The organism is Paenibacillus albidus (assembly GCF_014644435.1).
In the GTDB taxonomy this organism is placed as follows: Bacteria; Bacillota; Bacilli; order Paenibacillales; family Paenibacillaceae; genus Paenibacillus_AQ; species Paenibacillus_AQ albidus.
On record NZ_BMKR01000011.1, the window covers coordinates 87,735 to 106,076 of the forward strand.

The window sequence follows — 18,342 nt, forward strand, 5'->3', positions numbered from 1 at the left end:
CTAAGAAATTGCACACGACAACAAAATAAGGTAGTCTTGTCCTAGTATAACGTTCCTGCGCTGCTGCAGCAGTTCATCCTAGGAGGCTTTCACATGCCTGAGAATACATCCTTTACGACCGAAGAAATTGCCCGGTTGCTCAAGATATCCAAGTTAAAAGTCTATGACCTCATTAAAAAAGGCGAGCTGCCCTCTTACCGGGTCGGCAAACAAATGCGGGTCGATCTCTCTGATCTGGAAGCCTACAAGCAAAATTCACGGCATGGCGTTGCCGCTCCCGCAACTCCCGGCGGCGGAGTCCCCTCCGCGGCTCCTGCCCCGTACAGCAGCAAACCTGCCAGTCGCAGTATTGTGATTACCGGCCAGGATATGTCTCTGGATATCCTGGCCACCCATCTGGAGCGCAGCATGCCCGGAGCCCGTCCGCTCCGCTCTTATGCGGGCAGTTTGGACAGCCTGATTGCCATGTATCACGGCGAATCGGATATTGTCAGCACACATCTGCTTGACGGCGACACGGGACAATACAACCTGCCTTACATTCGCAAGCTGCTCGTGGGCTTGTCCTATGTTGTAGTTCACATGCTGGCCCGGAATGCCGGATTCTATGTCCGGCAGGGGAATCCCAAAGGAATTACGGACTGGTCCGCTTTGCGGCGGACAGGGGTGGTGATGGTGAACCGGGAACGCGGCTCAGGCGCGCGTGTGCTGCTAGACGAACAGCTTCGTCTGCACAGTATTCCTGCCGCTGAACTGGCCGGGTACGACACGGAGGAGAACAGCCATCTGGCAGTAGCCGGAAAAGTGGCCCGGGGTGAAGCCGATGTGGGGATAGGCATAGAAAAAGCCGCCAAAATTATTGACGGTCTTGAGTTTATTCCGCTGATCCGGGAGCGTTATGATCTGGTAATGATCAAAAACACCAGTACGGAGCCCTGGATACAAACAGTTATTGATACTTTGCGTTCTTCGACATTCCAGGATGAGCTCAGTTCCATCCACGGCTATGATCTGAGCGAAACCGGCTCCATCCTGTATGAGACCTGATCAGGAACGGCGGTTCACGAACATCAGCATAATGGACGATATGACAATAATAGAGCCTACCCATAACCAGGCCAGGGTCATGTTCCCGCCGTCCACCGCAACATAAATAGCGGTAGGCACGGTCTGCGTGCGGCCCGGGATATTCCCGGCAACCATCAGGGTTGCCCCGAATTCACCCAGTCCGCGGGCAAAACCCAGGACAAAACCCGCAGAAAGTGAACGGCCCGCGAGCGGAAGCGTTACATAGCGCAGCACCTGCAGTTCGCTCGCTCCCTGCGCACGCGCCGCATCCTCCAGTTCCTTCTCCACCCCTTCAAAGCCCGCCTTCACAGTGCGATACACCAGCGGAAAAGCCACCACAACCGACGCTATTACGGCGGCGACCCAGGTAAACAGAAGAGTCTGCTCGGTAAACTGCTCATACAGTCTGCCGATCCAGCTCCGGCGGCCCAGCAGAACCAGGAGCACAAAGCCCACCACGGTTGGGGGCAATACCAGTGGAAGCAGCAGGACTGTCTCCACCAGGTTGTGTCCCGGGAACTTCCGGCCTGCCATCACCTTGGCCGCTGCGGATGCCAATACAAATACGATGATACTCGTAACTACGGCGATTTTGATAGACAGCCCTACCGGGGCGAGGAATTCGCTCCAATTCATGTTCATAGACGTTCAACCCGCTTACGTAATAATTTGGTCGTTAAGGAAGCAGAAAGCCGTAGCTGGTGAAGATACTGCGGGCTTCCCTGGTTTGCAAATAGCTGTAAAAGGCCTTAGCCTCTTCCGGATGTTTCGTATCCTTGACAATACCGGCCGGATACTGGATAGGCTTGTGCACATGTGCGCCAACCGCAAGGGCAATCTTCACCTTGCTCGAAGTCAGTGCATCGGTCTTGTAGACAAAACCGGCATCAACATTCCCTGTCTCCACATAGGAGAGGACCTGACGGACATCCTTGGTAAATACCAGTTTGCCCTGCAGCCGGTCCCACACCTTCTTGGCTTCCAGCGACTGCTGCGCATATTGGCCGGCAGGCACCGATTCCGGCTGGCCTATAGCAATCCGCTTAAAAGCTGGAGCTGTAAGCGCAGTGATGCTTGTCAGCTTGGCCTGTGAATCGGAAGGAACCACCACTACCAGCTGATTTTTCAGCAGCTTCTTGTGGTCCCCAATCAGGCCCTGATCCACCAGCACATTCATCTGCTTATCGCCGGCCGAGAAGAACAGGTCAGCCGGGGCGCCCTGCTCAATCTGCTTCTGGAGCGTACCGGATGCCGCGTAGTTAAATACAAGCCTAATCCCGGGATGTTTCTTCTCATACAGAGCCGCAATCTCGTCGAGGCTGTCTTTCAGACTTGCTGCAGCAGAGATGATGATCTCCGTCTTTTTGGTCGCTGCCTCAGCATCCCCCACCGGGTCTACCGACAAACCCGCCGCCATCAAGAGCACCAGTAGGCTCATTATCCATTTCTTGAGCACATTCCATTCCTCCCATAGATCAAATCCTATGTATTTAGGTGCTATTCTAGCACATAATAGTACATCCATCTATATGTTTAGTTATGTTTGTGTATAATTAGACATAAATAGCATTTCACTTTTGGCTTATATACATAATCAGCGGTTGACTTGGTCCCGGTAAACCACTCGTCACCGGGGCCGGCCGTGCAAGGAAGCGGACTCAGGTGCTCTTATTTGAGGCAACGAAGGGTGTTGTCCTTTTATACGGACTGAGGGGATCTGATTTTATGTTCTCTAGCCTAAAACGAGGGTCAATGGATCATTTAGCGGCTCCTGAGTCCGTTTGACCAGAAAAATGAGCTTTTTTCGTGAAATAACGTTTCTCCGGTCCGTGAAGTCTGTCAACCGCTTATTTTGAGGTAGAGCCTAACTTTTGGCCCGATATCCCGTACCAAGCAAAAAACCTTTCCGGCAACCCTCTGTCAGCAATTTGGAATTGCGCAGAGGATTACCCGACAGGTTCTTCCCTAAACATAACTTAATATGAAACTTTTCTTCCATTAGATCCAATCTTTACTTATACAGCGAAAGCCATTTCTCCAACTGCCGTTTCATCATATCCCGGTAGTAATATGGCTCCACAATCTCCGCTTCTTCTTCAAATTTCAGTATCCATCGCACGAATCCAATGTCCTGCTCTACCGACATTTTATAATGAACACAAAAGGTCTCACGGTCCACTTTGCTGGGCTTAACAGGCACCTCTTCCGCAGTGATTTCATTCATGATCCGTTCCGAGAACCGGACTTTGAACTCTACCTGCAAGCTGTCCTGGTCCAGCGACCATTTCTGCTCCATAAAAGACTGCAGGTTGAATTTCTCCTTGGAAAAACGCTGCTTCAGCGGCTCCACGCTGGTAAAGCCTTGAATATGAAACGTCCGGATGAGTCCAAAGCGATGACAGAAGCCGATTAAATGAAAGCGATTCTCCAATGGAACCAGGCAGTAAGGATCGATGACAATCCCCTTTTGTTTATGAGTATTTTCACTGTAATCCACCTGTATGCTCTCCTGCTTCATCATGCAAATCAGGATGTCTGACAAAAAAGACGGCCGTTCCGAAGGGAGGCCGCTTCTGTCCATCCAGACCGGTCCGGTCTCTCTAGCCGCCGCAGTCTCCAGCTTTTCTTCCCGTTCCGCTTTCTGTTTATATCCGGCTGCCATTACTTTTTCATAGGCACCTTCAAAACCCGGGGGCAGCAGAGGTTTGATCTCTTCCATCCTATAACGAACTTGTGAAAATGCCGCCGCCTCTTCATCCGACCAGTCCAAGGGATAGAGTGCAAAACTGCCGATAAAAGCATATCCTTTTCCATGCCCCAGGTGGGTTATGGGGATATGCATTGCACTGAGCGCGTCCATATCCCGGTAAATCGTCCTCTCACTGTTTCCGCAACGTACCGCTAACTCCCTAGCCAAAATTCCGGGCTTGGCCTGAACCAGCGTGATGATGCGCATCAACCGGATTAATCGGTCTGTCATTTTCAGTTCTCCTTGATTCGTGGTAGAATAGACCTATTATCTTTTTGATTATCTGGTTATATATATCTATTTTTGAAGAGGTGATAGTATAAATCAGGAAATATAATAGAATTATTTTACTATATTACCACATTAATATATTTGCTTTCTTTAACGTGTTTGCCCCATTGATGAAAAGTTTCAGCTATGTATAGTCCGTTTCGCTTCTGCGCATAATCTCATCATTGTCAGGCCTATTACATTTCGCCAGCTGCCTTATCATGTGGACTAAGCTCCAATTCATTGTACTTATACAGAGATTCCGCTTCTTTCAGCATCAGCAGATCACCCGTGCGTGTGGCCAGCAGCAGCAGCTTGTCCGCATGACGGCAGATCATCTCATAAGCAGGCATTTGCTGCCCTGCCGCCCGCATGGCTACCGCCCGTTTCAACAGCTCCTCCGTTTCCAGAAGTGCCATATGCTTCTCAACATGGCTGTTGCAGCTATCGCGCAGTACGCTGGTATGATGCGTATATTCCAGGTTCAGCTTTTGTACGGGAAGCTCGCGGATACGTTCTATCGGAGGCTGCTTGTATTGCCATTGCAGCCAAAGCACATTGTGTCTGCCGGCAGGCATAGGTGATATTTTAAACTCCAGTCCGGCAAATCTTCTTTGTCCAGAATGAATCTTTCCCAGCCGGAGCAGCAGTGAATTCCCCTCTTCCTCTTCGGCCTTGCAGCCAAGGACATTCACAAGCTCCACATTCGGTTCAAGCCAAATTCTCAGTTCGATTTCGCGGGCCACCACTTTACGGCTTTGTTTGCCCTGCTTATCCGCCGGAGATAGCCCTCTCCATTCCACAAGCAGTACGATCTCAGGACTTCCGCCTGCAAAAATACGGTTTTGGCTCCAGGTAAATATGGACTGAATACTTGCTTGCATATTTCCACCTCTTTCTTTTTTTGGGTCTTCTATTAATGTACCAATAATGGCGGACAACTCCTTGTCATGGAATATATGTTCGTCCTCAGAATCTCGACAAAAAAAGAGCCAGGCCACCTTTTTCAGGAGACTGACTCTTATATCCGCTGCGATTTTGTCTAATTATGACGAATATTGTAGTTTATCATTCACCTGCTGCCTTTGGCTTTTCGTAAACGGTCTCCCTTAAAAAAGAGACTGACAGCCCAGGTAGCACACAATAGGGCAAAAGCGGAAAACAGCAACGCCCATAACAAGGCCGGGACAGGGGTAAGCCGCGCCAGATTACTGGCATCACCGGCCCGGGACGGTGCAGCTATAGCGGCCCAGACCAGATACAAAGGACTCACTACAGACTCCTCCAGGGTCAAAAAAGCCAGCAGCAGGTAGTAGTACCGGCTGATTTTGGGCCAGAGGACCAGCATAGCCACATTCAACGCAATAAAGCCGGCCAGCCACAGCATTCCAAACCCCCCGCGTACATACAGCACCAGCATGATTAATGCCACGGCGCTGGCCAGCCATAACCCCCAGTTCTGATGTCCCTTCCTATATAAATAGAACAACAGCAGCGCAAACAGTGAAGCCAGCGGATACCCGGCAAGTGCAATCAGTATCGACCGTCCACCGGCTTGAACCGCGGAATAGGTTACCCCGCTGTGATTGGCATACAATTCGATACGCAGCACATTGCCCGAGAGCAGCAAGGTGACCAGCGCATGGCCAAATTCATGAATCATCGTGTCCAAATTCCGAAACAAGGATGAGAACGGAATGAATCTTGTTAACACTGCCGAACCGGTTAATATCAATATGGTTTTGAGCCATTTATTCATAGGGATTTATCCCCCTTCCCGTCCAAAGTATACGATAAAAGCAATCCCTTCTCAATGATTAAGAAACGGCTCTTTAAGCTTTGCGTATAATCGTTTATGGCTGCGGGCTGCCGGGTAAAAAAGGCTCAGAAGGCCATTTATGTCGAGTAGCGGCACAGCCCGCCGTCCGCCTATCCCCATGCTGTCAGATGATGTCAAGCTATGCTAAAATATAAGATGTACAAGCCTATATCAGGTGGTGATTGTTAGTGAAAAAAGTCAGCAGGCTCAAAGGGTTTAAGTTGTTATGTGCGGCTCTACTGCTGCTGGGGAGCACAGCCATCCTCCCACTGCCAGCAGCAAAGGCCAATTATTTCAATGATTTATATAACGGACTCCAGAAGTTCTCGGAGCTTCCCGGAGAAGTCAATCAATTGCAGGAGAGTTATCAGCAGACTGTAGAGGAACTTCAGAAGACCAAAGATGCGCTCGGGAACGCCCAAGATCAAATGCAGAATGTTCAGGCCCAGAATGCCGCGCTTCAGGAGCAGAACCGCCAGTTGACCCAAGTAGTCGACGAATTGCGGGATGACCGTGAGTCAAGGGAGAACTATTATAATAAAATAAAAGTTACGATATACACGGGGATCGGCCTGGTTGTGGGGTATTTCGTATTCATCAGGCTCATACGCCTGGGCATGCGCCACCGCTCCCGAAAAGAAGAACGGCTGCGGTAGACGCAAGCAGCGGCCGGAAACGGCAAGGATAAAGCCCAGGGGGTGTAAAAATGAATGTCGATATCCAGGATGACGGAGACAGCGGCAGCGGGCAGGCCGTAGCCTTTACTATTGCAGCAAATGAACAGGTTCATGTATTGCACCCGCAGCAGATTATTGCCTACCAAGGTCCCTCTGCAGGCCGGGCAGACCGGTTAATGGACGTAAAGGGGATGTACCGCAAGCGCAAGCTGATCCGGGCGGATATGTCCGGCCCCTGCCAGTTCGTGGCCGCGCTGCCGCCGGGCTACCGGGTCAAGACCATGTGGCTCGACGGCAAAAGTGATCTGCTGTATGATTTCAAGCATCTTTTTTACTACAGCAAGGGAATCTCAATGCAGACCCGGGTGCTGAGCATGAAGAACATGTTCATTACCCGGGATATGATCAAGGTCAAGTTCTCCGGCAAGGGCAATATCGGCATTCTGACGGAAGGAACGGTATGCGAAGCTGAGCTTCATCCATCTGACCCGCTGTACGTCGATGCGGGCAGTATTATCGCGTATCCCGAGAATGCCAAGCTGGAGCTTACCGTATATGGCAATCATCTGGCCAGCCAGCATATGAGTTATCATTGGAAAATGACAGGCCATGGGCCGGTGCTGTTCCAGGCCGGACGGCAGAACCGGCGGTTTGAGCGGGAGAACAACGAGGATGGGATCGTTAAGCGCTTCTTGCGCGAAGCGTTGCCCTTCGGCGGTGTCTTTATTAAATAGCCGCGCAAAAAGCGCCCACGACTTGTAATTCAAGGCGTAGGCGCTTCTTCGTACCTTTCTTCCCGTTCCCGGCTGGCCGCTTAACCCAGATAAGCGGTCAGCATCCAGACATGTTTCTCCACACTGCTGCGGATGCCGATAAGCAGATCCGCTGTGGGCTGGTCGTTCTGTTCTTCCGCAGCGGTAATAGCTTCTTTAAGCTCCCCACCGATAGCTGTGAAATCCTTGACCAGCTGTCCCACCATTTCCTTGGCATCTTCGCCGCCGCGTGCCTCCTGGAGCTCAGAGAGCGCCAAGTACTGTCTCATGGTTGAGGCTGGTTGCCCTCCAACCGCCAGCACGCGTTCCGCCAATTCGTCGACATATGCGGCAGCTTCGTTGTATAGCTCTTCAAACTTGGCATGGAGCGTGAAAAATTGTGCTCCTTTCACATACCAGTGATAGTGGTGCAGCTTAACGCCAAGCAGGGACCAGTTCGCCGTTTGGCGGTTTAAGGCAGCTTGCAATTGGTCTTGAGCAGTCATTTGTGCAGTCATGTATAAAACCTCCTGAAATTATATGATATTGTATTTAGACTCATTCTAAATCTATATACAATTTAACACACACTGAGCTAAAATGCAATCCATGTCTGCAACATTTGTGGATTTGTTGCTGCAAATTCTATCATACCCTACCCTGTCCTACCTGTTACTTGCGTCACGTTCAGTGCTTCCGGGTTCATTGTGCAAAGTACGGAAACAAAAAAAGGCGCCTCCACGGCACCCTTAAAAGTTAATCGATGGGAAGATTTGTTTCCGCCGCTTTTCCTTTCCCGCTGCGGAAAATGGACTTCATCTCATCGCGTTTGTTCTTGGGACTAAGCACATAGACCGTGTCGCCCGGCTCAATTATGGTGCTGCCGTGCGGCGTAATAATGCTCTTATCGCGGATGATCGCAGTAAACAGAATATCATCCGGGAGCCCAATTCCCGAAATTCGCATCCCCGCAACCGGCATGTGATGCTCAATGCCGATATGGGTAAATTCGGAGTCCGTTTTGCCCAGGGCCACCAGTTCCATCAGTGACGGCTGTGAATCCCCATCTCCGACCAGTTTGAGCCGCGAGGCCAGCGGCGATATGCTGGTTCCCTGAATGACCGCCGAAGTCAAAACGACGAAGAACACGACATTGAAGAAAAGCCCGCCATTCTCAAGACCCGCCAGCAGTGGATAGGTGGCCAAAACGATCGGGACCGCGCCGCGAAGTCCGGCCCAGGAAATCAGTGTTTTCTCGCGAATGGAATACTTTGCAAAATGCAGGCTGATGAATACGCCGACCGGCCGGGCCACCACCATCAAAATAACGGACAGCAGAATGCCCTGCCAGGCGATGTTGACCAGTTCCTGCGGAAAAACCAGCAGTCCCAGCAGAATGAACATCACAATCTGCATCATCCAGGCAAACCCGTGATTGAAATTCATAATGGTCCGATGATACACCAGCTCGGAATTGCCAAGCGTCAGTCCCATCACATAGACCGCCAGCAAACCGCTGCTGTGGAACATGGCCGCCGCTCCGTAGGTCAGGACGGCAAAACCGATCGCAAGCACCGGGTACAGACCGGTGGAATCCAGATTGATTCTGTTAATGAGGTAGACGGCAAGCTTGCCGATGACCAGCCCAACCAGCAGCCCGATTCCCATCTCCCAGATAAAGGATAACACCAGGCTCCAAATAGCCGTATCGGGATGCTGAATCCATTCAATCAGGGACACGGTCAAGAATACCGCCATCGGATCATTGCTGCCCGACTCTGCTTCAAGGGTGGAGGTCAGGCGTTTGTCAATATTTTTACCGCCCAGCACAGAGAAGACCGCCGCCGCATCCGTAGAACCGACAATTGCGCCAAACAGCAGGCTTTCCGCCCAGGATACATCCAGAATCAGCTTGGCAAAAACCCCAACAATCGCAGTGGTCAGCAGCACACCAACGGTTGCCAGGGATAACGCCGGACGCAGAATTGGACGGATATCCTTCATGCTTGTCTGCATGCCGCCCTCAAACAAAATGATGACCAGTGCAAATATTCCGGCAATTTGGGTCAGGGCAGCATTATTAAAGTAAATGAAATGGCTGAGCACCATCCCCACCGCAATAAACAGCACAAGCGCAGGCATCCCGAATCGGGTCGAGAATTTGGTAGAAAGCACGCCTACCAGCAGCAAAGCCGCCAGCAATAAAATAGTCTGATCCGCAAGGTGGGTCATTGTCCGTTCCTTCACACCTTTCATTAATTAAAGGATATGTGCCGCGTTCTCTGTTTTCACTTCATTCATTACCCGGATCGGCATCCTTTTGAGTCACTGAATAGTATGGACAAGACTGGATATTAATTCTCATCAACTTTATACTTTAGGTGAACTGCTTCTTATAACCGCTTATACTTCCTAGGAGGCCTGACTGTATATGGAATTAAGATTAATTCATACCCGCGAGCTGGATCAGGCGGCTCTACTGGCCGACTCCATCTTCCGCTCTCCCGGCGACACTTCTATGAAGGATTTATTCCCGCTTTTGTTCCGGCCCGGCCTTTCCCATTCGTATGCCGCCTTTGACCAGGATGGAACACTGGCGGCTTTTATGGGACTGGTGCCGTTCTCGCTCAAATCCGGAAGCTCTCTGCTGAATGTCTTCTCCCTCGGAGCTGTCTGCACGGCCCCCGCTTATCGCGGCCAGGGCCTGGCCGGGAGGCTTTTCGCCTTATGCCGCAGCCATGCCGCGCGTGCCGGCGGATCGTTACTCTTCGTCTCCGGCGACCGCTCGCTATACACCCGTGCGGGCTGCGTGCCGTTCGGAGGCACGCTCCTTGCCGAGCTGTCCAGCCGCTCGGCTGAAGCCCTGGCTAAGGCGTCCGGCAACGCCTGGACGCTGCGGCCGATGCAGCCGGGCGACCTCTTCGAGGTGAACCGGCTGCTCGGCGAACGGGAGGCCGGACATGTGCACAGTCCGGCTGAACTGGCCCTGCTGCTGGGGGCCGGGGCTTACGCGGGTGTGCTGCGCCATGCGCAGCGCACGCTCGTAGCCGTCCGGGACGGCAGCATTGAGGGCTTCGCAGCCGTGGCGCTGCCACCGGCTGACGGGTCTTCCGCGCCGCGCCCGGCGGTGGCGCTGGAATGGGCCGGCCGGCCGCAGGCTGTTGCGGCGCTGCTGGCCAAGGCGGCCACGTGCAGCAATACGGACGCGCTGCACGTGCCGGTGCCCTGGCAGGAGCGTAGCCTGCTGGCGCTGCTGCGGGAGGCCGGCGCCGCAGTAGCCGGCGGCGCGAACAGCGGTACGGTCTGCATCGCCGACCGTGATGCGCTGCTGCAGCAGACCTTTGCTGAGCGGACCGCCAGGAACATCAGCATACCGGAAGATGCTGATGATGCCGCGCTGATCTCGCTGCTGTTCGATCCGGCAAGTCCGCTGCGGACTCCGGATGCGCCGGGGGAAGATCCCCACCGGACGCTGCCCCTCCCTTTTTTGTCGGGCCTGAACTTCATTTAAATCTCTTCACCTTAAAGGGGGTGCCAGAAGCCATGAAGTGGCTGCTAGGGACGCCTCTTTGAGGTACATGTATGAGCAATGTGGAAACCGCCCTTTGTAAACGGGAAGTGCGGATCAACCATTTCAAAATGCCTCCTCGCGGGACGCTTGGCGCGGCTTTGGGCGAAAAGTGAGGCATTTTTGCCTTTCATTCGTGCCGATTTGGGCTATACGGCACATCCTAAGGCATTTTGCCTTTCGTTCATGCCGATCTGGACCACACGGCACATCCTGAGGCATTTTTGCCTTTCGTTCGTGCCGATCTGGCCCATATGGCACATCCTAAGGCATTTTTGCCTTTCATTCATGCCGATCTGGGCCACACGGCACATCCTGAGGCATTTTTGCCTTTCGTTCGTGCCGATCTGGGCTACACGGCACATCCTGAGGCATTTTTGCCTTTCGTTCGTGCCGATCTGGCCCATATGGCACATCCTGAGGCAATAATTTATGCCTCTCGTGGCGGCCCCCCAGCGCTGGGCGCTTCCCCCTACTTCACCCATAAGCTGCTAATCCAGTAGAAAAGGTACTTTTGAGACAACCCCCCATACAACACAAAAAACCTCAGCGGCTTAGGTGCGCACGGAGGCTGTTCGGAGGAAGACGCACGGGAATTCTCACCGCCTGATCCCTTTATTCTCTGGAATAAATCTGAATTTCTTGGATGGACCAGTAGTTTCCGCCAGAGCCGGTCTGCAAAATTCTTACATACCTTGTTTTTACAGCATCGAATAGAGCGGTAGTCATCTCCATTTTACCTTTGCCGGAATCTACCCGCTTCCAGTTCTTCGCATCATCCGAGACCAACACTTCATATCCCCTGGGGTAATCATAAGCGGATAGGGAGCTGTCCAGGTCAATCCGTTCAATACTATAGGCTTTCCCCAGATCAATCTGGTAATATTCACCGGAGGCTTGATGTTTCCCGGTATCCCAGCGGGTACGCCTGTCCCCGTCAATGGCACTCCACGGATTAGAGCCTTTCTGATTCACATTCGAAGTGGCCGTCCAATCCGTCCGGTCCAGCGGGACCAGTCCGGTCGCCGTAATCTGTACACTTTCGGATTTTAGGGTTGTCCCGGTGACTCTTACCGCATACGTGTACACTTCGCCCTCCTGCAGATTGCGGTCGGTAAATTGGGTGCTCTTGACTTTGGAAGCTACCACTTTTAGTTCACCGCCTGAGCCGTCGGCCCGGAGCACATCATAACTTGCTCCCGGGGCCTCCAGCCAGCCGAGCTGCATAGTTAAACCTTTTGCAGCTGCAGCTTTGAGTCCTTGCGGGGCAGAGGCCTTCAGCTCCGAGGACGGTTCCAGAATATACTGTACCGCCTCACCGGGGGCCAAAGTCTCTGTAAAGGTCATCACAGGCGAAGCTTTTTTACCTGTTACATAACTGCGGGCCTGCTCATACGTATCTCCATTGCCGAAGCGTTCGCCTTCGTATACCGTCTGTTTGGGCATGGTTACATTTACGCTGACGGTCTGTGGTGTATTTTCGAAGTTCACAAAATTAACCAGCACCTTATTGGAGGTCGCCCCTGTACCCGCAAGCGGCTCCAGAGTTGAGGTATCCACAGCCCGGACATAAACCAGCTTGTCGGCCAGATCGTTTTTGTTCGTGATCTCGTAGGTCAGCGGAGCCCCATGCGTGGCATAGGCCAGACTAAGTCTTCTCATGATGCTGACGCGTGAATCTTCACCCTCCTTGGTGTAATAAATCTCTGTTTGGGCCGGGTCATGATCTTCCAGGTTAAAGCCGTATTTGAACAAGCTGAATTCCTTGAAAAAAGCAGCATGCTGCACAAACATATCGGCATAACCCACATGCGCGCGCATAATCCGGTCGAACACCGCCGACGTCCGCTGTTTGGCTCCATATTGATAGGCATCGACATGGCTGTCGGAGGTTCCGAATTCGGTGGTGAGCATTTTTTTGCTCAGTCCGTTTGTCGCTCCGCCAAATGTCTTCAAATTCTCTGTAAAGCTGCCGCCGCCGCTGAAAATATAGGATTCCCCATAAGAGTGCCCGTTGGTCAAATCCGTTACTTTCTCCAGCTCCAGCCGCTGATCCGGATCACGTTCCCAGCCATCCGGATCGCCGCATTGGCGAACCGCGCCTTTCTGGTTGCCGCAGGTATCCTCCTTGAAGCCCGGCCAGTAGGCCCAGCCCGGAGCAACTGTCTGCAGGTGCGGGGCAATCGTTTTGCCCTTCGACTTCAGCCATTCGGCAATGGCCAGATTAACTGCCTTGGAACGGTTGAATAACCCCGGCTCATTATCGACCTCATAATACTGGAAATACGGGCTGTATTTCTCAAAATAATCCGTCAGCTTTTTCTCCGCATCCTCCGGCAGCGACCCGTCCGCTTCCAGCTTGATATCTCCGGTATACAAATACAGCGCAACCGCCTGCATATTGTAATCCTTCAGCACCTTGTAATACTCCTCCATGTTAGAGCAGGAGCGCCCTACATCACTGGCACAACTGGTACGCATAATATTTCCGCTGTAGGCTACACCCAGCCATTTCATAATATAGGGCAGATGGGAAACCGCGCCTTCGTCAAAATAAAACTGCTTGTTGTTCACCATAGTGCCCGTAAGAGTATAACTGCCATGAATAGGTTCCTTAATCGGAGCATTCAGCGCTTCCAGACTTAAATCATCCCAGGTCCACCAGTTGTACTGATCCTCTTTATCCGAGGAGTACAGCCCTCTGGCCGCCTGCAGCTTCAGCTCGTTCGTGCCTGTCTGCAGCTGCTCCTTCGGGATGTAGAGCTCATAGGTTTTGCGGAAACTGTAATCATTGTCTGTCCCCGAAACCCCTGCAATCTGAATGATGCCCGACAGCTGCTGGTTGGAAAAGACGCTCATCTGCGGTACAGACTTATAGGCTTCAATAATGCCTACGCGGAATAAGACCCCGTTGGCCGGGATCTTATCCAGTTGATAATTAATCCGTAGCTCGGGGTTGGTCGCTCCGTTCAGCCCGGTGGGGATGCTCTGCAGCCTTGCAGTCTTTGAAGAGGAAGAGGTTACATCCAGAGTCCCCTTGGCACGGGAAGAGCTCGCTTCAGCGAACTCGCGCGACGATCCGTCATGCTCCCCCATCTTCCACAGAAGTGTACCTTCCGGCATTTCCGGACCTGCCTCATTGGCCGCCGACCATTCGGACATGTCAACCTCCACATTATCCTGCTTCGTTCCATCCGTTCCGAAGACCGAGACAGTTAATAGAAACAAGACAGTCAATGCTGCGAATTTTATAATAATCTTCAAGATTTTGTTTGTGGTTATCTTCGTCCTCATTCCCTTGGCCTCGCTTTCTTTCGGAATGTCTGCCCATAATGTACTATTTCATTATTGAAAGAATAGTGCATTTCGGGGAACAATGGCCAACTTCTGGCGCTCGCTTTCCCACATCAAACGTACACTGGCATCCCCGCGGTTCTCATAATATTCGACCTTGATATCATAAAGTGTCCCGGCAGTCAGCATAATGCTTCCTTTATGGTCCACTCCGCTTTGGTTCTTCCAGCTGTCAATGACCAGCTTGCCGTCGATATAAACACGGACCCCATCATCGGCAGAAGCCGAGAACGTATATTTCTCACTGTACACCGGTTTGATCTTGCCGCTCCAGCGTACTGAAAAGGAATCTTTGCCCAATCCGGTTCCCGGTGAGTCTTTATGCCAGTTGAAATCGATCCGGCTGTCATTGCGGCTCAGCACCGGTTGACCCGACAGCTCGGCATTGTTGAAGTATTCTGCCTTTAGACCATTGCGCGAGACCGTTTCCGCAGGCTCTGGTACAGGCTTGGGTGGGGCCGCCTTGGAATAATCTTCTTTGGAGACCGTGTATTGATTGCTCATGAAGCTCTTGATCTCCTGCGTACTGTTGTTTTCTGTCAGCATTTTACCCCAGGTCATCATATAGACCCACTTGCTCTGAGTCTCGGATAAGACGGCCGGATCCGGAAGCTCTCCGCTCTCACCAATTCCGATCGGTTTTCCTGAAGCAAGCTCCAGCAGACTGTCGTAGTGGGATTGCTTGTAATCGTTGTTGTAAATATCAGCCGCCAGTACGTCCACTTTGTCTGCTCCGGGATAGTAGCCGTTATAGGGATCGGCCCAATCATTCGGCGCATTCGGATTCCAGACCCACAGCAGATTGTCCAGCTTATGTGTATTTACAAAACGATCATACATGATGTTCCAGAGCTCGGAGAAATTGTCCTTTTTCCCCCACCAGAACCAGCCGCCGTTCATTTCATGGTAAGGCCGCCACAGCACAGGAACCCCTGCATCACGCAGTTCTCCCAGGTATACAGCCGCATCGTCCAGCTCGGCAAGAAGGCTCTTATACTCCGAGGTTCCCGGAGTAACGTATCTGTCAAACCGGGACTGGCTCAGATTCATGGACACATTGGACCACTCGGGCGAGGTGCCCGGCAAATTCTGGTGGAAGGTCATCGCTACGATGCCCCCGCCTTCATGCCATTTTATGGCGCTCTCCACCACGTTTTGGCGCTGCCAGGCCACTTTCTCCGCAGACTGATTGTTCAGTGCGCCGAGTTCATAGCCATGCAGAAATGCATGCTGGCCACTGGCTTTCTTCAGCTTATTGTTATACTCATCCGGGCTCTCCAAATAATCATGCTGGCCCGATATCATGCCTTTCCCGCTGAGATTCACCAGATAACTTAGCAGCTCACGGGCCTCAGGGGATGCCGAAGGATTGACGGGATGGCCGAACTTCACCGTGGTGGAAACTGAAGAGACTTTCGAGGTGGCACTGGTAACCGGAGTAAGGTCTTTCGCCTCTCCCCACGGGAGCAAACTTAGCAGTACTACTGGCAAAAACATAGTAAACAGACGATATTTACGGTAAGTGTTCAACGTAATTCCCCTTTCGTTGGCCATTGGGCCCTCATGGCATCACTGAATGATGACCCTTTTCTAGGACAAGCATCTTGTGAGGCCATGTGGACTATAGCTTTGTGGCCCTGCCATAAGCAGGGCCACTTTAGGCTCGACTATTAAGAATTCTCGTAACTGCTTAACCGGTATCAACGGCTGTGGGACATGCGGATGTCAGCGTTCAGGGTTCTAAAGCCTATGGGAGAAAAAGCGCACTGCCAGGAACGGTTTCCTTCAACTGACTTGGACTCTCCCACATCAGCCGCGCTCTGGCGTCCCCCTGATTCTCATAATACTCTACTTTGATATCATAGAGCTGTCCGGCGTCCAGACTAATGCTTCCCTGGCGCTCGGTGCCGCTCTGCTTAACCCAGCTGTCAATGATCAGATTGCCGTCAATCCAGACGCGGATACCATCATCTGAAGTCGTGTAGATTTGGTAGGTTTCACTATATAATGGTTTGATTCGTCCGCTCCAGCGAACCGAGAAGAAATCGGCGCCCAGCTTGCTCTCATCCGGCGATGTCAACCGCCAATTGAAATCAAGCTGTGCATCGGTCCGCCTCACCTCCGGCTCACCGGAAAGCTGCATATTATTGAAGTATTCTGCTTGCAGCCCGTTCAGTACAGGCTGCGGATCAGCAGGCTCCACAATAATTTCAGGCAGCGGTTCCGGCATGGGTACCGATGTCACGTCAGGTGATGGCGTGATTTCAATTGCAGCAGTTGGTGTCGGTACAGGTACCGGCGTGGCCTCATTTGTGGCAGCCGGGGTCGCTGTTGGGACCGGTGTGGCCTCATTCACTGCAGTTGGTGCAGCCGTTGGCTCAGTAATCTCCACAACAGGGAGGGCCGCTGCATCTTCGCTTGCAGATAGCGGATTTAAGAACAATGCACTGGAAGGCACCATTGATTTAACCTGGCTGGAACTTTCCCACAGCAGGCGTACCCGCGCATCTCCCTCATTTTCATAATATTCCACTTTGATATCAGCCAGCTGGCCACCCTTCAGAGCAATGCTGCCCATACGTTCAGTGCCGCTCTGCTTGGCCCAGCTGTCAATTACCGGTTGGCCGTTCACCCACACCCGGATGCCATCATCCGAAGTCGTGTAAATATTATATGTTTCGGTGTATAATGGCTTGATTTTCCCGCTCCAGCGTACGGAGAAATAGTTCACGCCAAGTGCCGGATCCGGAGTTCCCTGCCGCCAGTTGAAATCAATGGCATTATCCTTCCGGGTCACAGCAGCAGCGCCGGACAGCTTGGCATTGCTATAATATTCCCCCTTCAACCCATTCACCAGCGGAAGCTCAATTCCATTATTATCGTCAGGGGTAGGGGAAGGAGTCGGTTTGGAAACAACGGGTGTTGTAGTCGGGATTGCCGTTGGTTTGGCTGTCGGTGTCGGTGTTACTATCGGTGTCGGTGTCGGTGTCGGTGTTACTGTTGGTGCCGGCTTTACTGTTGGTGCAGCGGATGGGATCACTCCCGATTTATAGTCCTCCCGGGTCAATGTCACGTCGCTGTTCATAAAATTTTTGATGGTGGTATTGCTGTTGTTCTCATACAGCATTTTTCCCCAGTTCATCATATATACCCATCTGTTTTGCTTTTGCAGCACTTTATTCGGGTCGGGCATTTCCCCGTTCTCTCCAATGGCGATTGGCTTATTCCCGGCCAGGCTCACCAAGCTGTCGTAATAGCTCTGTCTATAATCATTTTCGTATATATCTGCTGCCAGGATATCAACCTTATCCGCACCCGGATAGGTCAGGGCATAAGGATCAGCCCAGGCATTCGGTGCGTTCGGGCTCCAGACCCACAACAGATTGTTTAATTGATGAACGTTGACAAAACGGTCATACATAATATTCCATAGTGTCGAGAAATTATTTTTCTTCCCCCACCAGAACCAGTTCCCGTTCATCTCATGGTAAGGTCTCCATAATACGGGCACACCGGCATCACGCAGGCTTTTTAAAGATACGGCTACCTTGTCGAGTTCGGCAATCAGGTGGTTGTATTGCACCGTACCCGGTGTCACATACTTATTGAACTCCGTCTGGCTGAGACTTCTGGAGACATTGGACCAATCGTAGGAGGTACCCGGCAGATTTGCATGATAGGTCATCGTGACCATCCCGCCGTTATTACTCCACTTTATGGCACTGTTCACGACATTCTGACGATACCACGCCACGGCGGCGGAAGACTGTCCGCTGATCGCCCCAAGCTCATACCCATGCAGTGCAGCATATTTGCCGCTGGTTGCTTTCAATTTGTTGTTGAATTCATCCGGGCTTTCCAGATAGTCGTGTTGTCCAGCAATGGTCGCTTTTCCGGAAATGGAATACAGGTACTCCAGCAGTTCAGCAGCTTCAGCCGAAGCCCGTGCATTCACCGGAGCGTCAGTGCCGGAGGCTGCTCCTGCCGTTGAAGGTGCCAACCCCATTCCCAGGGGAATGGCCGTCAGCAACAAGACAAAGGACAGGCACATGCAGAGAAGTCGATACGTACGATAAGCTTTCAAA

The 18,342-nt window shown here is 52.0% G+C and carries 15 protein-coding genes; 5 read left to right on the forward strand and 10 right to left on the reverse strand.

Features of this window, described 5'->3' with window-relative positions:
* Positions 1 to 93 precede the first annotated feature (93 nt).
* Positions 94 to 1,047, forward strand: coding sequence for a substrate-binding domain-containing protein (locus tag IEY53_RS14990; RefSeq protein WP_189026218.1), 954 nt, complete (start codon positions 94 to 96; stop codon positions 1,045 to 1,047).
* On the opposite strand, the gene modB is transcribed toward IEY53_RS14990, so the two are convergent.
* The 5 genes from modB to IEY53_RS15015 form a co-directional block, all read right to left on the reverse strand.
* Positions 1,048 to 1,704, reverse strand: coding sequence for a molybdate ABC transporter permease subunit (gene modB, locus IEY53_RS14995; RefSeq protein ID WP_189026437.1), 657 nt, complete (start codon positions 1,702 to 1,704; stop codon positions 1,048 to 1,050). It lies immediately after the preceding gene.
* A gap of 40 nt (positions 1,705 to 1,744) precedes the next feature.
* Positions 1,745 to 2,506 (reverse strand): molybdate ABC transporter substrate-binding protein, encoded by a 762-nt coding sequence (gene modA / locus IEY53_RS15000; protein WP_373293866.1) that lies wholly within the window; start codon positions 2,504 to 2,506, stop codon positions 1,745 to 1,747.
* A gap of 573 nt (positions 2,507 to 3,079) precedes the next feature.
* Positions 3,080 to 4,048, reverse strand: a complete 969-nt coding sequence (locus IEY53_RS15005; RefSeq protein WP_189026222.1) for a helix-turn-helix transcriptional regulator — start codon at positions 4,046 to 4,048, stop codon at positions 3,080 to 3,082.
* A 236-nt stretch (positions 4,049 to 4,284) separates the two neighbouring features.
* Positions 4,285 to 4,971: a hypothetical protein gene (locus IEY53_RS15010; protein WP_189026223.1), complete on the reverse strand. Its 687-nt coding sequence runs from the start codon at positions 4,969 to 4,971 to the stop codon at positions 4,285 to 4,287.
* 188 nt (positions 4,972 to 5,159) lie between these two features.
* Entirely contained in the window at positions 5,160 to 5,846 is a 687-nt protein-coding gene (locus tag IEY53_RS15015; RefSeq protein WP_189026225.1) for a M50 family metallopeptidase, read from the reverse strand.
* A gap of 248 nt (positions 5,847 to 6,094) precedes the next feature.
* Here IEY53_RS15015 and IEY53_RS15020 point away from each other — a divergent pair, with 248 nt between their 5' ends.
* Both IEY53_RS15020 and IEY53_RS15025 read left to right on the forward strand, forming a co-directional pair.
* Positions 6,095 to 6,562, forward strand: coding sequence for a DUF3450 domain-containing protein (locus tag IEY53_RS15020; protein WP_189026227.1), 468 nt, complete (start codon positions 6,095 to 6,097; stop codon positions 6,560 to 6,562).
* Between the two features lie 50 nt (positions 6,563 to 6,612).
* A complete protein-coding gene (locus IEY53_RS15025) occupies positions 6,613 to 7,317 on the forward strand; it encodes an AIM24 family protein (RefSeq protein WP_189026229.1) in 705 nt (234 codons plus the stop codon).
* A gap of 80 nt (positions 7,318 to 7,397) precedes the next feature.
* Here IEY53_RS15025 and IEY53_RS15030 read toward each other — a convergent pair whose 3' ends face one another.
* Positions 7,398 to 7,853 carry a Dps family protein gene (locus tag IEY53_RS15030; protein WP_189026231.1) on the reverse strand — a complete coding sequence of 152 codons (456 nt, stop codon included), beginning with the start codon at positions 7,851 to 7,853 and terminating at the stop codon, positions 7,398 to 7,400.
* Positions 7,854 to 8,091: 238 nt separating this feature from the next.
* On the reverse strand, positions 8,092 to 9,567 hold the full coding sequence (locus IEY53_RS15035) for a potassium/proton antiporter (RefSeq protein ID WP_189026438.1): 1,476 nt from the start codon (positions 9,565 to 9,567) through the stop codon (positions 8,092 to 8,094).
* Between the two features lie 199 nt (positions 9,568 to 9,766).
* Between IEY53_RS15035 and IEY53_RS15040 the strand changes: the two genes are divergently transcribed.
* Together IEY53_RS15040 and IEY53_RS15045 are read left to right on the forward strand one after the other, a co-directional pair.
* Entirely contained in the window at positions 9,767 to 10,846 is a 1,080-nt protein-coding gene (locus IEY53_RS15040; protein WP_189026233.1) for a GNAT family N-acetyltransferase, read from the forward strand.
* A 230-nt stretch (positions 10,847 to 11,076) separates the two neighbouring features.
* On the forward strand, positions 11,077 to 11,406 hold the full coding sequence (locus IEY53_RS15045) for a hypothetical protein (RefSeq protein ID WP_189026235.1): 330 nt from the start codon (positions 11,077 to 11,079) through the stop codon (positions 11,404 to 11,406).
* Between the two features lie 112 nt (positions 11,407 to 11,518).
* Here the strand turns inward: IEY53_RS15045 and IEY53_RS15050 are convergent, their stop codons facing one another.
* The 3 genes from IEY53_RS15050 to IEY53_RS15065 form a co-directional block, all read right to left on the reverse strand.
* Positions 11,519 to 14,065: a discoidin domain-containing protein gene (locus tag IEY53_RS15050; protein ID WP_189026440.1), complete on the reverse strand. Its 2,547-nt coding sequence runs from the start codon at positions 14,063 to 14,065 to the stop codon at positions 11,519 to 11,521.
* 183 nt (positions 14,066 to 14,248) lie between these two features.
* Positions 14,249 to 15,811, reverse strand: coding sequence for a glycosyl hydrolase (locus IEY53_RS15055; RefSeq protein ID WP_229696171.1), 1,563 nt, complete (start codon positions 15,809 to 15,811; stop codon positions 14,249 to 14,251).
* Between the two features lie 193 nt (positions 15,812 to 16,004).
* Positions 16,005 to 18,341 (reverse strand): PA14 domain-containing protein, encoded by a 2,337-nt coding sequence (locus IEY53_RS15065; RefSeq protein ID WP_229696172.1) that lies wholly within the window; start codon positions 18,339 to 18,341, stop codon positions 16,005 to 16,007.
* Between the last annotated feature and the right edge of the window lies 1 nt (position 18,342).

Excerpts from the sequence above, each read along its gene's own strand:
- IEY53_RS14990 (WP_189026218.1), top strand. The coding sequence starts at position 94 with ATGCCTGAGAATACATCCTTTACGACCGAAGAAATTGCCCGGTTGCTC.
- modB (WP_189026437.1), bottom strand. The coding sequence starts at position 1,704 with ATGAATTGGAGCGAATTCCTCGCCCCGGTAGGGCTGTCTATCAAAATC.
- modA (WP_373293866.1), bottom strand. The coding sequence starts at position 2,506 with ATGAGCCTACTGGTGCTCTTGATGGCGGCGGGTTTGTCGGTAGACCCG.
- IEY53_RS15005 (WP_189026222.1), bottom strand. The coding sequence starts at position 4,048 with ATGACAGACCGATTAATCCGGTTGATGCGCATCATCACGCTGGTTCAG.
- IEY53_RS15010 (WP_189026223.1), bottom strand. The coding sequence starts at position 4,971 with ATGCAAGCAAGTATTCAGTCCATATTTACCTGGAGCCAAAACCGTATT.
- IEY53_RS15015 (WP_189026225.1), bottom strand. The coding sequence starts at position 5,846 with ATGAATAAATGGCTCAAAACCATATTGATATTAACCGGTTCGGCAGTG.
- IEY53_RS15025 (WP_189026229.1), top strand. The coding sequence starts at position 6,613 with ATGAATGTCGATATCCAGGATGACGGAGACAGCGGCAGCGGGCAGGCC.
- IEY53_RS15030 (WP_189026231.1), bottom strand. The coding sequence starts at position 7,853 with ATGACTGCACAAATGACTGCTCAAGACCAATTGCAAGCTGCCTTAAAC.
- IEY53_RS15035 (WP_189026438.1), bottom strand. The coding sequence starts at position 9,567 with ATGACCCACCTTGCGGATCAGACTATTTTATTGCTGGCGGCTTTGCTG.
- IEY53_RS15040 (WP_189026233.1), top strand. The coding sequence starts at position 9,767 with ATGGAATTAAGATTAATTCATACCCGCGAGCTGGATCAGGCGGCTCTA.
- IEY53_RS15050 (WP_189026440.1), bottom strand. The coding sequence starts at position 14,065 with ATGTCCGAATGGTCGGCGGCCAATGAGGCAGGTCCGGAAATGCCGGAA.
- IEY53_RS15055 (WP_229696171.1), bottom strand. The coding sequence starts at position 15,811 with ATGGCCAACGAAAGGGGAATTACGTTGAACACTTACCGTAAATATCGT.